Consider the following 12,859-nt stretch of genomic DNA (forward strand, 5'->3'; position numbering starts at 1 on the left):
TCAGTAGAACAGGTCGACCAGCCCCAGCGAGAGGGCGGGCACATAGGTGCAGATCGCCAGCACCAGCAGCAGCACGCCGATGAAGGGCAGGTTGACCTTGGTGGTTTCCCAGATGTCGGTGCGGGCGATGGAGCAGGCGGCGATCAGCACGCTGGCCACCGGCGGGGTCTGCTGCCCGATGGCGAGGTTCAGCGTCACCACCAGCCCGAAATGCACCGGGTCGATGCCGACCGCGTGGATCAGCGGCATGACGATCGGCACCACCAGGATGATCGCCGCCGCCGAATGCAGGAACATGCCCAGGATCAGGAAGGCGACGTTCAGCAGGGCCAGCACGGCGTATTTGTTGGTGGTGATCTGGCTGATGCTGCGGGCCAGCGCCTGGGGCAGCTGCGCCTCGGTCAGGAAGGTGCCGATCAGCGCCGACGCCGCGACCAGCAGCATCACCACGGCGGTCTGCACGCCGCCGTCCAGGCAGGCCTTGCGCAGCTCGCGCAGGTCGAGTTCGCGGTAGATGACGATGCTGATGAACAGCGCCGCCGCCACTGCCAGCCCGGCGCCCTCCGTCGCGGTGACGAAGCCGCCGAAGATGCCGCCCAGGATGATGACCGGCAGCAGGAAGGCCCAGGCGGCCTCCCGCGCGGTTTCGCGCAGGCGGGAGATGCGGAATTGCTCCTCCACCGGGAAATTGTAGCGCACAGCCTGGATATAAGCCGCGACCGCCAGCCCGATCGCGCCGAGCACGCCGGGGATGATGCCGGCGACGAACATCTTGACCACCGACGTCTCGGCCATCACCGCGTAGAGGATCATCGGGATCGATGGCGGGATGATGATGGCGAGGCTCGACGCCGACGAGCAGATGGCGGCCGAGAACTCCTTGGAATAGCCGCGCGTCCTCATCGCCGGGATCAGGATGGTGCCGAGCGCCGCCACCCCGGCCACCGCCGAGCCGGAGATCTCGGCGAAGAACATCGACGAGCCGATGACCACCATCGCAAGCCCGCCACGGACGAAGCCGAACAGGGCAGAGGCGAAGGCGACCAGCCGGCGCGAGATGCTCGACGCATTCATGATGGCGCCGGCCAGGATGAACAGCGGGATCGCCAGCAGCGGGAAGTTGGTGGCGCCGTCGAACATCACCAGCGCCGCGTTGACCAGATTGTCCGACCCCTGGATCGCCACGATGGCGGCCATAGCGACGAGGCCGAGCGAGATGGCGATCGGCACGTTGAGCAGAACCAGGGCGAACAGCCCGCTGAGCATGAAGCCGATGGTCATGGGCGCGGTCCTTCCGGATAGGCGGTGGCGCGGGCGATAGGGGTGGTGGCACCGGTGGCGGCTCGCGGCGGCTCGGGCCGCGCCAGATCGGCACCCAGCGCGTCTTCCAGCTCATGGTCGACGAAGCCATGGCCGCGGGCGTCGGCCAGCACCCTGGGCAGGCGCAGCGCTTCCGCGATCATGAACAGCACGGCGCCCACCGGGATGACCGACTGGGTCAGCTGCAGCGGCACCGACGGCAGGCTGACCAGCGTGTCGCCTTCCAGCACCATCAGCACCTCCCAGCCGGTCCAGGCGAGGACGCCGAAGAACAGGAAGATGCAGGCCTCGGCGAACAGCGTCGCCAGCAGGCGGAAGGACGGCGGCATCGCGTTGACCAAACCGGGGAAGCCGATGTGCGCGCCCTTCAGCGCGGCCAGCGCCGAACCGTAATAGGTCAGCCACGCCAGCCCGATCGACGCCACTTCGTCGTACCAGGTCAGCGAGCTTCCGAAATAGCGGCAGACGAAGCCGGCGATGATGAGCAGGGTCAGAGCGGAGACAAGCAGGATGACGATGGTTTCGAGCACCCGCTCGAAGCCGGTGCGCAGACGGTCGAGCATCACGACGGTTCCCTCCGGAGGGGGTGGCTGAGACGGGGAGGCGGGCGACGGGCTTGGGCGGCGGTCGCCGATGACCGCCCCCGCGGCGTGCCGGCCCTAGGACTTGCTGGCCAGCGCCTGCGCCTTCTTGATCAGCTCGCCACCCTGCGGAACTTCGTCCTCGAAGCTCTTGTAGATGCCGGCGCTGGCTTTGATGAAGGCGGCCTTGTCCACCTGATTGACCTCCATCCCGGCCTCCTTCAGCTTCTTCAGCAGATCCTCGTCCATTTCGGCGGCGATCTTGTAGACGGTCGGCTGGACTTCCTGCGCCGCCTCGGTCAGCGCCTTCTGGATTTCGGGCGAGAATTTCTTCCAGCTGCGGCCGGCGGTCAGATAGGCCGGGGTGTAGACGTGGTCGCTCATCGACAGGTACTTCTGCACCTCGTAGAAGCGGGCCGGGTAGATCTGGGCCAGCGGGTTTTCCTGGCCGTCCATCACCCCGGTCTGGAGCGCCACGAAGATTTCGGAAAAGGCGAGGGGGCTGGGATCGGCGCCATAGGCCTTGAACATCTTGACCCGCCACACCCCCTTGGGCACGCGCAGCTTGATGCCCTGGAGATCCTCCGGCTTGGTGATCGGGCGTTTGCTGTTGGTGATCTGGCGGAAGCCGTTCTCCCACACGCCGAGGATGTGGTAGCCGTCCTTTTCCGCCGCCGGCACCAGGGTCGGCGTCACGATCTCGTCGCGGATGCGGACCATGTGGTCGCGGTCCTTGACCAGATAGGGCAGTTCGAACAGGCCGAAGACCGGCACCTCCGACGACATGACGGTGGAGGGCAGGGACAGGTCGATGGTGCCGAGCTTCAGCTTCTTCAGCATCTCCGAATCACCGCCGAGCTGGCTGGAGCCGAAGACCACCACCTTGGCCTTGCCGCCCAGCTTCTCGTTGGCGATGCGGGCGAATTCCTGGCTGGAGCGGTCGAACAGCGACCCCGGTTCTCCGACATGGCCAAGCTTGATCTCGGTCTGCGCCTGCACCGCGCCCGCCATCAGCGAACCGGCGAACAGGACCGACGCGACCAGCGCCTTGGTGGTGTAGCTCATGACTGTCCCTCCCTTTTTGTTTGGTGTCTCGTTGCGGCGTCAGGCGACGGTGGCGGCCGTCCTTTCCGCCTGCGCGGCGGCTCCACCCTGCAGGGCATCCATCGCCGCGCGGGCGCCGCCCTTGCGGTGGGGGATGCCGGCGAGTTCCAGCCCCATCTCCACCCCGCTCAACGTGCCGGCCAGCGTCAGATCGTTGAAGTCGCCGAGATGGCCGATGCGGAACACCCGGCCGGCCAGCTTGCCGAGCCCGGCGCCAAGCGACATGTCGAAGCGGTCGAGGATGATGCGGCGCAGCCGGTCGGCGTCATGGCCGTCCGGCAGCAGCACCGCGGTCAGCGAGCTGGAATATTCGGCCGGGTCGAGCGCCAGAACCTCCAGCCCCCAGCCGGTCACGGCGCGTCGCGTCGCCTCGGCGTGGCGGTCGTGGCGGGCGAAAACGGCGTCCAGCCCTTCCTCGTGCAGCATGTCGATGGCCTCGACCAGACCGTAGAGCAGGTTGGTCGCCGGCGTGTAGGGGAAGAAACCGGCCCGGTTCGGACCGGCCATGTCGGCCCAATCCCAGTAGGACCGCGGCATCCGGTTGCTGCGGCTGGCCGCCATCGCCTTGTCGGAAATGGCGTTGAAGCTCAGCCCCGGCGGCAGCATCAGGCCCTTCTGCGAGCCGCTGACCGTCACGTCGACGCCCCATTCGTCGTGGCGGTAGTCGATGGAGCCCAGCGACGAGATGGTGTCGACCAGCAGCAGTGCCGGGTGGCCGGCGGCGTCGATGGCGTTGCGGATCAGCGGAATGCGGCTGGCGACGCCGGTCGAGGTCTCGTTGTGGACCGCCATTACCGCCTTGATGGTGTGGCCGCGGTCTTCGGCCAGCCGGGCTTCCACCGCGGCCAGGTCGACGCCGTGGCGCCAGTCGCCCGGTACGAAATCGCAGTGGATGCCGAAGCGCTCGGCGAGATTGCGCCACAGCGTGGCGAAGTGGCCGGTCTCGAACATCAGCACCCGGTCGCCGGGCGACAGCGTGTTGACGATCGCCGCTTCCCACGCCCCGGTGCCGGACGCCGGATAGATCACCACCGGCTGCTCGGTCTTGAAGATCGTCTTGATTCCGTCCAGCGCTTCACGGCCGAGGGCGGCGAAGTCCGGGCCGCGATGGTCGATGGTCGGCCGGTCCATCGCCCGCAGGATGCGGTCGGGCACGTTGGTCGGACCCGGGATTTGCAGGAAATGGCGTCCGCTGCGATGGGCCATGAAGGCTCCTCCTCCCTTGTATCGATGGTGCCGTGGTGTCGGTGTTACCCCGGTGTCGGTGACTAGGGGGCAGTATCGGTGCGCCCGGTCGGTGCGCGGGATCCGGGCGCAGAGCGGTGACGGCATGCGCTGACTATTGGTTCGCCAACCAAACAAATTTTGCATTCAAATAGCGGGCTCTGCAAACGGTCATTTGCGGCCATGACCTACCCATTTCCGAAAGGGTGTATCGGCAATAGCGCCTATGATGTCACTGGGGCTCGACAGAAATCCTGCGTTCCCATAAGGATTTTGCTCGTCTGGCGAACGATTGAAGCTCACGCTCCGATCCATCGGCTAGCAGGGACGAGTCACCGCAAGGTGAATTTTGAATTCAAAATGACGGTCTGCCGGTGCGATCCGGCCGTGCCATCCGCCGCCGCCATCCGTTTCAGGGGAGCCCACGCCATGCCGCTCGACGACCGCAACGTCCCGCCGCGCTGCGGCTCCCGCATCGGTGACAGCGCCCTGGCCGCCCGCCTGCGCGGCGCCGTGAAGGGGGAGGTGCTGTTCGACCGTTTCACGCGCGGGCGCTACAGCACCGACGCCTCGATCTACCAGATGGAACCGGTCGGCGTCGTCGTCCCGCGCGATGCGGAGGACGTGGCGGCGGCGGTCGCTGTCGCGGTGGAGGAGGGGGTGCCGATCCTGCCGCGCGGCGGCGGCACCTCGCAGTGCGGGCAGACGGTGAACGAGGCGCTGGTCCTCGACTGCTCCAGGCACCTGAACCGCATCCTCGACGTGGATGCCGGGGCGCGGACGGCGGCGGTGCAGCCGGGTATCGTGCTGGACCATCTGAACAAGGCGCTGAAGCCGCTGGGGCTGTGGTTCCCGGTTGACGTCTCGACCGCGGCTCAGGCGACCATCGGCGGCATGACCGGAAACAACAGCTGCGGCACCCGGTCGCTGCGCTACGGCAATATGGTGCACAATGTCCGCGCCATCGACGCCGTGTTGGCCGACGGCACCCCGGTGCGCTTCGACGGATCCGCCCCGTCGACCGAGCGTCATCGGCGGCTCGAAGCCGCGCTGAAGGCTCTGCACGCCCGCGAGGCCGACGAGATCGCCGTCCGCATTCCCGCCGTCCGACGCAAGGTCGGCGGCTACAACATCGAACGGCTGGGCGGCGATCACCCCAACCTCGCCAAGCTGCTGGTCGGGTCGGAAGGGACGCTGGCCTTCTTCCAGCGCATCGAGCTGGCGCTGGCGCCGCTGCCCCGGCACAAGGTGCTGGGGGTCTGCCACTTCCCGACCTTCCGCAAGGCGATGGAATCGGCGCAGGCGATCGTCGCGCTAAAGCCGGCGGCGGTGGAGTTGGTTGACCGCAACATGATCGCGCTGGGCCGCGACATCCCGCTGTTCCGCGCCACCATGGATCGCTTCATCGTCGGCGAGCCCGACGCCCTGCTGCTGGTGGAGTTCGCCGGCGAAGACCGCGACGAGGAGATGGCCAACCTTCGCCGGCTGGGCGAGCTGATGGGCGATCTCGGCCTGCCCGGCGCGGTGGTGGAGGCGGTCGACCCAGCCTTCCAGGCGGCGATCTGGGAGATGCGCAAGGCCGGGCTGAACATCATGATGTCGATGCGGACGGAGGGAAAGCCGGTCTCCTTCATCGAGGATTGCGCCGTCCCGCTGGAGCATCTGGCCGACTACACCGAGCGGCTGACCGAGGTCTTCCACCGCCACGGCACCACCGGCACCTGGTACGCCCACGCCTCCGAAGGCTGCCTGCACGTCCGTCCGGTCCTGAACCTCAAGCAGGAGCTGGAGGTGCGGAAGATGCGCGCCATCGCCGAGGAGGCGTTCGCCCTGGTGCGCGAATACAAGGGGTCCCATTCCGGCGAGCACGGCGACGGGCTGGTCCGCTCCGAATTCCACGAGCCGATGTACGGCCGCCGCATCGTCGATGCCTTCCGCGAGGTCAAGACGCTGTTCGATCCGGCGGGATTGTTCAACCCCGGCAAGATCGTCGATCCGCCGCGCATGGATGACCGCCGCCTGTTCCGTTACAAGCCCGGCTATGGCGCCCTGCCCATCGACACCGCGCTGGACTGGTCGGAGTGGAACGGTTTCCTCGGCGCGGTTGAGATGTGCAACAACAACGGCACCTGCCGGAAGTCCGACCCAGGCGTGATGTGCCCGTCATACCGGGCGATCCGTGACGAGCAGCATGTCACCCGCGGCCGGGCCAACACGCTGAGGCTGGCACTGACCGGTCAGCTCGGCCCCGAGGGGCTGGCCGCCGACGGGGTGATGGAGGCGCTGGACCTCTGCGTCGGCTGCAAGGGCTGCAAGCGCGAATGCCCGACCGGCGTCGACATGGCGAAGATGAAGATCGAGGTGCTGGCCCAGCGCCTCAGGCGCGGCGCCCGCCTGTCGCTGCGCGACCGGCTGGTCGCGTGGCTGCCGCGCTATGCCCCGGCGCTGTCGGTCGCCGCCCCCCTGCTGAACCTGCACGGGCGGATCCCCGGCCTGCCGGCGCTGACGGAGCGCCTGCTCGGGCTGAGCCGCCACCGGTCGCTGCCGCGCTGGCACGCGACGCCGTTCCGCCATCCCGACGCCCCGAAACCCGGCGCGGCCGGCGAGGTGGTTCTGTTCGCCGATACCTTCAATCGCTGGTTCGAGTCCGACAACGCCCGCGCGGCCGTCCGCGTGCTGGAGGCGGCGGGCTACACCGTCCACGCCGCAACACCGGCCGACGGTGGCCGGCCGCTGTGCTGCGGCCGGACCTTCCTCGCCGCCGGTCTGGTCGAGCAGGCGCGGGCGGAGCAGTGGCGTGTGGTCGAGGCGCTGATGCCCTACGCCGAGCGCGGGGTGCCGATCGTCGGGCTGGAACCGTCCTGCCTGCTGACCCTGCGCGACGAGATCACGGCGGTGCTGCCCGGAGCGGAGTACGCCCGCATCGCCGACCACGCCCTGCTGTTCGAGGAATTCCTCGACCGTGAGCACGCCGCCGGCCGGCTGGTCCTGCCGCTGAAGCCGCTGGCGGCACGCAAGGCGCTGGTGCACGGCCATTGCCACCAGAAGGCCATGGGCGCGCTGCCGCCCGTGGAAAGAGTGCTGAAGCTGATCCCGGACCTTGCGGTTTCGGTGCTACAATCCACCTGTTGCGGAATGGCCGGAGCCTTCGGCTATCAGGCGGAGCATCACGAGGTGTCGATGAGGATGGGAGAACTCGACCTGCTGCCGGCGGTGCGCGCCGCCGATGCGGACACCATCCTGGTGGCCGACGGGACGAGTTGCCGCCACCAGATCCAGGACGGCGCCGGCCGGCGGGCGGTGCATGTCGCCCTGGTGTTGGAACAGGCGCTGGAACAGGCGTTGGCGGACCGGACGGCCGCGGTGGGGAGAAGACCGGAATGACGCTGATCGACCGCAGCAGCCTCCATGCCGAGGTCGTCGCCCGGCTGCGCACCGCCATCGTCGACGGCGACCTGTCGCCCGGCTCGCGCATCAACGAGCGCGAGCTGTGCGAGCGCTTCGGCGTGTCGCGCACCCCGCTGCGCGAGGCGTTGAAGGTGATGGCCAGCGAGGGGCTGGTGCTGCTGCTGCCCAACCGCGGCGCCCGCGTCGCCACCCTGACGCGCGCGGACATCGAGGACACCTTCACGGTGATGGCCTGCCTGGAAGCGCTGTCCGGCGAGCTGGCCTGCGCCCACATCACCGAGGAACAGATCGCCGAGCTGCGCGCGCTGCATTACGAGATGCTGGCTCACCATGCCCGCCGCGACCTGCAGGCCTATTACCGGCTGAACGAGCGCATCCATCACATGATCCTGACGGCGTCGAACAACCCGGTGCTGATCGCCACCCACGCCAGCCTGGCGCTGCGCATCCGCCGCGCCCGCTACGTCGCCGATATGCCGCGCGACTGGTGGGACCAGGCGGTGCGCGAGCATGAACAGATCCTGGACGCCCTGGTCCGGCGGGACGGCGCCGCCATTGCGGTTCTGCTGCGGCAGCATCTGGAGCGTAAGATCGACATCATGGCCGATTCGACCGGGATGGCGCCGTCGGGTGCCGACGCCGCGAAAACCTCGTCGGCCGCCTGAGCTTGTCCGCCAAGCCCCATATTTAGCGGCCGCCTATGCGGATGACTTCCCGTCGAGGCGATCCAGGATCTCCTGTGCCTGGGCAAGCAGAGAGTGATCTTGCCCCGGTTCGGTGGCTCTTGCGTACTTTGCGTGGATGGTCCGGGTTGCGGTGGCGAGCAGATCGGGTATTGCCTACATGGAAGGAGCATGCAGATGTTCTCTTTCCTTCCGGGCTGCCGCGTGCTTCAGATCGAGCGTGGCAGCCGCGGATCCTTTGTCGTTCTTGCAGAAAGTCGCCGAGGTAGTGCTCGTTGCCCGCACTGTGGCGCCGTCAGCCACTTGGTTCACAGCCGGTACCGGCGATCTCCTGCCGACCTCGCGGCCTTTGGGCATGAGCTCCGTGTTGTTTTGCTGGTCCGGCGGTTCTATTGCCGGCAAGCGACCTGCCCCAAGCGCACGTTCGCCAAGCGCTTTGCCGGCGCTGTAGCCCCTCACGCCCGACACACCTGGCGTCTGGCCAAGGCGCTGGGCCGGGTCGGGATTGCTCTCGGTGGCGCTGCGGGGGCGCGGCTCGCCCGCGGGCTTGGGATGCCAGTCAGCAGGGACACCCTGCTACGTGTCATCCGGGCATTGCCCTTGCCGGCCGTTAAACCGCCACGCGTCGTCGGCGTGGATGAGTGGGCGCTGCGCAAGGGGCGGACCTATGGCAGAACCATCTTGGTCGACCTGGAACGTCGTCGTGTCCTCGACCTGGGTCGTGCCCCACGGGGTGGTGTAGGAGCTGTGGGGAACCGGCCCGCCGTAGCGCCCTCCGATGGCTGGCGTAGGCGGGCCGGTTATCCATAGCGGGGCGGTCATCGCGGTTCTTCGGTAGAGTCTGGTCACCACACCTCAACCCGACCGAAGGGTGACCACGATGACCGACGAGATGATGGCGCTTCGCGCGATGCTTGAGAAGGGCGCGGATGCCGATGTTCTGCGTGAGATGATCGGCTTTGCCGCTGAACGGCTGATGGAGTTGGAGGTGCAGGGCCTGACCGGGGCCGGTCATGGCGAGCGGTCTGCCGAGCGGCTCGTCCAGCGCAATGGCTACCGGGATCGCGACTGGGAGACCCGCGCCGGCACCGTCGAGCTGCGCATTCCCAAACTGCGCAAGGGCTCCTACTTCCCCGGCTTTCTGGAGCCGCGGCGGATGGCCGAGAAGGCACTGACGGCAGTGATCCAGGAGGCCTACATCCAGGGCATCTCGACGCGCTCAGTGGACGATCTGGTCCAGGCGATGGGAATGTCTGGCATCTCCAAGAGCCAGGTCAGTCGGTTGTGCGCCGAGATCGACGAGCGGGTGAAGACCTTTCTCGGCCGTCCCATCGAGGGCGACTGGCCCTACCTGTGGCTGGATGCCACCTACGTGAAGGTGCGCCAGAACGGACGCATCGTTTCGGTCGCCGTGACCATCGCGGTGGCGGTCAACACCGACGGCCGGCGCGAGGTGCTGGGCATGGACATCGGCCCGTCCGAGGCGGAAACCTTCTGGATCGAGTTCCTGCGCAAGCTCAAGCGCCGTGGTCTGAGCGGCGTCAAGCTGGTGATCTCCGACGCCCATGGCGGCATCAAGGCCGCCGTCACCCGGGTCTTCCAGGCGACGTGGCAAAGGTGCCGGGTCCATTTCTCCAGGACAGCGCTTGCCCACGCCGGCAAGAGCGGGCGCCGTGTCGTGGCGGCCTTCATCGCCACGGCCTTCGCCCAGGACGATGCGGCATCTGCTCGCACGCAGTGGCGGCAAGTGGCCGATCAGGTCCGGGCCAAGCTGCCGAAACTGGCCACCCTGATGGACGAGGCGGAAGAAGACGTCCTGGCCTACATGACCTTTCCCAGGGAGCATCGGGCCAAGCTCCACTCGACAAACCCGATTGAACGTCTCAACGGTGAGATCAAGCGGCGCACCGAGGTTGTCGGCATATTTCCCAACGAGGAAGCGATTACGAGGCTCATCGGCGCCATCCTCTTGGAGCAAAACGATGAATGGGCCGTTCAGCGGGCACGCTACATGACGCTGGAAACAATCGCCCCGCTCGGCGATGATCCCCTCGTCAGCCTGCCCGCCGTGGCCGCCTGACAATTCCGGCCAGACCAGCCGGAGAACCCGGTGAGCGACCCAACTCCTACACCACGCTCAGGGGCACGATCTCGACCTGCTGGCCGATCGATCCGCCAAATATGCTCGTGCCGCCACCAGCGGCGCTGGTCAAGCGACCCAGGTTGCCGACCGCTGGCGTGTGACCTGAGGGTTGTCGGGAAACACACCTTCCCGACAGTCCGCAAGGTTTGATGTTGGAGTGTCCTATGAAGGAACCTTGTCCACCCAAGTGCTGCTACCTGGACAGGCGAAGGAGTAATCCGACGTCTGAAGCTCTGGGAACAACGGCCACAATCTGGGAGCACCAATCCGGAGGCGGCCCAGCAGAGGATGGAAGGCTGAACGCATGTGAATGCCCGTCGTTAAGGTCCGTCATCGGCAACCGGCCAAAGGTGCTGACAGGCCGGCGCCAAAATGGCACGTGGGTCGGATCGTCGGTTGCCAGCCCCGACGACGGTGGCACGAAGACCCGCCGGACCATAGGGCGCAGCCTCCCCATCCGCTTCTCCACATCAGACAACAGGGTAAGCCCCATTCATCCCGTCTGCCGCGAGGCGACGGTATGCCAACCGCAAGGAAGGAGATGGTGAAGGGGGTAGAGGAAGGCGGAGAAAGCGAAAGCCATCCTGTAATGGGGTGGATAGGGCCTCGGTGATGAGGAAATACCCAGCCCGAAAGGGCGCAGACTTCCGCCATGGTCTCAACGGTCGAGCCCCCTTGGGGTGCTTGGAATTGCCGGAGACGTTGGATGGTGCAAACCGAACAGACCGGTGAACGTCCGCCGACGATGGCGTGGTCCGAGATCGATTGGACCACGACGGAAGCGGTCGTGAAGCGCCTTCAAGGACGCATCTACCGTGCCGCGGCGGCTGGGAACGGGCGGCAGGTGAAGAACCTGCAGAAGCTCCTGGTCCGCTCTACATCCGCAAAACGGCTGGCGGTCCGCCGGGTTACCCAGCAGAACACTGGCCGCAACACTCCCGGCATTGATGGCGTGGTGTGCAAAACGCCCGAAGGCCGGATGAGGTTGAGCACTGATCTGAGCCTCAAGGACTACCGCCCACAGCCGGTCCGCAGGGTGTACATCCCGAAGGCGGACGGCCGGAAGCGGCCCTTGGGCATTCCGACGATCCGGGATCGAGCCTTGCAGATGCTCGTCAAGATGGCGCTGGAACCCGAATGGGAGACACGCTTCGAGGCGAACAGCTACGGGTTCCGGCCTGGACGGTGCACGATGGATGCGATCGTCGCCCTGCACGCGATGCTAGCTCCTGCCGGCGCGAGTGAATGGGTACTCGACGCAGACATTGCCGGCTGCTTTGACAACATCGGACACGATCCGCTGCTGGCGAAGCTGCCGACGTTCACCACCACCATCCATCGCTGGCTCAAGGCCGGTACGGTGGAACTCGGCACATGGACGCCAACGACGGCCGGCACACCACAAGGTGGCATCGCGTCGCCCCTGTTGTCCAACATTGCCCTCGACGGCATGGAGCGGCTCTTCGGAGCCGAAGACACGCGGGGCCGCCCCGTTCGTCCAAGCCGGCGTCACGGCCTCAACCGTGGCCTCGGTCTGGTGCGCTATGCCGACGATCTGGTGGTGACGGCACCGACACGTGAAGTCTTGGAGACGTATGTTGTCCCCACGCTGACGCGATTTCTCGGAGAGCGTGGGTTGACGCTGAGCGAGAAGAAGACCCGGATCGTTCATATCGACGAGGGCTTCGACTTCCTCGGCTTCACCGTGCGAAGGTATCGTGGCGTGATCCTGACGACCCCTCAGAAGGCGAAGGTGGTGCAGCATCTGCGCACCATCCATGACTATCTGAGCAGCCATCGTCAGGCAACCGCCAGCCAAGTCATCGGCGAGCTCAACCCGCTGATCCGGGGATGGGCGAACTACTATCGGCATGGCGCCTCGAAGCGGACGTTCCATTCCATGGACCATCATGTCCACGCGAAGCTGTGGCACTGGGCCAAGCGCCGCCACCCGACCAAGTCGGCGGCCTGGGTCCGGTCGCGCTACTTCGACGCCAAATGGAATTTCGTGGATGGCCGTACCCGGCTCGCTCGGCACGACGACACTCCGGTCACCCGGCACAGCAAGGTCCAAGGAAAGCGAAGCCCGCTCAATCCCGACGACCAGGCTTACTGGGAAGAGCGGCAGCAACGACGCATGAAGGTGACGATGCACTCTCCCATGCGATTGGCCTTGCTGCGGCGACAAGACTTTCAATGCGCGATGTGTCGTGTTGGTTTTGATCCGGATGAGGATCTTCCTCTGATCGACGAACATCACAACATCCCGCGACATCGTGGCGGATCGGACCAGATCGACAACCTACAACTGGTACACCGGTGGTGCCACTATGGGCACCACGCGCGGATCGGGTACCGGGCGGCGGAGGCTTGAGCCGGATGACGGGAGATCGTCA

General features: G+C 66.6%; 9 protein-coding genes. 5 read left to right on the forward strand and 4 right to left on the reverse strand.

Features of this window, described 5'->3' with window-relative positions:
• The 4 genes from M5E06_RS15505 to M5E06_RS15520 form a co-directional block, all read right to left on the reverse strand.
• On the reverse strand, positions 1-1,281 hold the full coding sequence (locus tag M5E06_RS15505; RefSeq protein WP_252138929.1) for a TRAP transporter large permease: 1,281 nt from the start codon (positions 1,279-1,281) through the stop codon (positions 1-3).
• Positions 1,278-1,883: a TRAP transporter small permease gene (locus M5E06_RS15510; protein ID WP_252138930.1), complete on the reverse strand. Its 606-nt coding sequence runs from the start codon at positions 1,881-1,883 to the stop codon at positions 1,278-1,280. Before M5E06_RS15510 ends, M5E06_RS15505 begins: the two co-directional genes overlap by 4 nt.
• 96 nt (positions 1,884-1,979) lie before the next feature.
• The gene (locus M5E06_RS15515; protein ID WP_252138931.1) at positions 1,980-2,966 is read right to left on the reverse strand and encodes a TRAP transporter substrate-binding protein; all 987 of its coding nucleotides are present in this window, start codon (positions 2,964-2,966) and stop codon (positions 1,980-1,982) included.
• A gap of 39 nt (positions 2,967-3,005) precedes the next feature.
• Positions 3,006-4,211 (reverse strand): pyridoxal-phosphate-dependent aminotransferase family protein, encoded by a 1,206-nt coding sequence (locus tag M5E06_RS15520; RefSeq protein ID WP_252138932.1) that lies wholly within the window; start codon positions 4,209-4,211, stop codon positions 3,006-3,008.
• A 447-nt stretch (positions 4,212-4,658) separates the two neighbouring features.
• Here M5E06_RS15520 and M5E06_RS15525 point away from each other — a divergent pair, with 447 nt between their 5' ends.
• From M5E06_RS15525 to ltrA, 5 genes are all read left to right on the forward strand, one after another.
• Positions 4,659-7,613, forward strand: a complete 2,955-nt coding sequence (locus M5E06_RS15525; RefSeq protein WP_252138933.1) for an FAD-binding and (Fe-S)-binding domain-containing protein — start codon at positions 4,659-4,661, stop codon at positions 7,611-7,613.
• A complete protein-coding gene (locus tag M5E06_RS15530; protein ID WP_252138934.1) occupies positions 7,610-8,302 on the forward strand; it encodes a GntR family transcriptional regulator in 693 nt (230 codons plus the stop codon). Before M5E06_RS15525 ends, M5E06_RS15530 begins: the two co-directional genes overlap by 4 nt.
• 195 nt (positions 8,303-8,497) lie before the next feature.
• Positions 8,498-9,130 (forward strand): transposase family protein, encoded by a 633-nt coding sequence (locus tag M5E06_RS35865; protein ID WP_353654344.1) that lies wholly within the window; start codon positions 8,498-8,500, stop codon positions 9,128-9,130.
• Positions 9,131-9,200: 70 nt separating this feature from the next.
• Entirely contained in the window at positions 9,201-10,400 is a 1,200-nt protein-coding gene (locus tag M5E06_RS15535) for an IS256 family transposase (RefSeq protein WP_252138668.1), read from the forward strand.
• A gap of 769 nt (positions 10,401-11,169) precedes the next feature.
• A complete protein-coding gene (gene ltrA / locus M5E06_RS15540; protein WP_252138646.1) occupies positions 11,170-12,837 on the forward strand; it encodes a group II intron reverse transcriptase/maturase in 1,668 nt (555 codons plus the stop codon).
• The last annotated feature ends 22 nt before the right edge of the window (positions 12,838-12,859 follow it).

Source organism: Azospirillum sp. A1-3, assembly GCF_023806445.1.
Classification (GTDB): Bacteria; Pseudomonadota; Alphaproteobacteria; order Azospirillales; family Azospirillaceae; genus Azospirillum.

Excerpts from the sequence above, each read along its gene's own strand:
- M5E06_RS15530 (WP_252138934.1), top strand. The coding sequence starts at position 7,610 with ATGACGCTGATCGACCGCAGCAGCCTCCATGCCGAGGTCGTCGCCCGG.
- ltrA (WP_252138646.1), top strand. The coding sequence starts at position 11,170 with ATGGTGCAAACCGAACAGACCGGTGAACGTCCGCCGACGATGGCGTGG.
- M5E06_RS15520 (WP_252138932.1), bottom strand. The coding sequence starts at position 4,211 with ATGGCCCATCGCAGCGGACGCCATTTCCTGCAAATCCCGGGTCCGACC.
- M5E06_RS15525 (WP_252138933.1), top strand. The coding sequence starts at position 4,659 with ATGCCGCTCGACGACCGCAACGTCCCGCCGCGCTGCGGCTCCCGCATC.
- M5E06_RS15510 (WP_252138930.1), bottom strand. The coding sequence starts at position 1,883 with ATGCTCGACCGTCTGCGCACCGGCTTCGAGCGGGTGCTCGAAACCATC.
- M5E06_RS15515 (WP_252138931.1), bottom strand. The coding sequence starts at position 2,966 with ATGAGCTACACCACCAAGGCGCTGGTCGCGTCGGTCCTGTTCGCCGGT.
- M5E06_RS15505 (WP_252138929.1), bottom strand. The coding sequence starts at position 1,281 with ATGACCATCGGCTTCATGCTCAGCGGGCTGTTCGCCCTGGTTCTGCTC.
- M5E06_RS35865 (WP_353654344.1), top strand. The coding sequence starts at position 8,498 with ATGTTCTCTTTCCTTCCGGGCTGCCGCGTGCTTCAGATCGAGCGTGGC.
- M5E06_RS15535 (WP_252138668.1), top strand. The coding sequence starts at position 9,201 with ATGACCGACGAGATGATGGCGCTTCGCGCGATGCTTGAGAAGGGCGCG.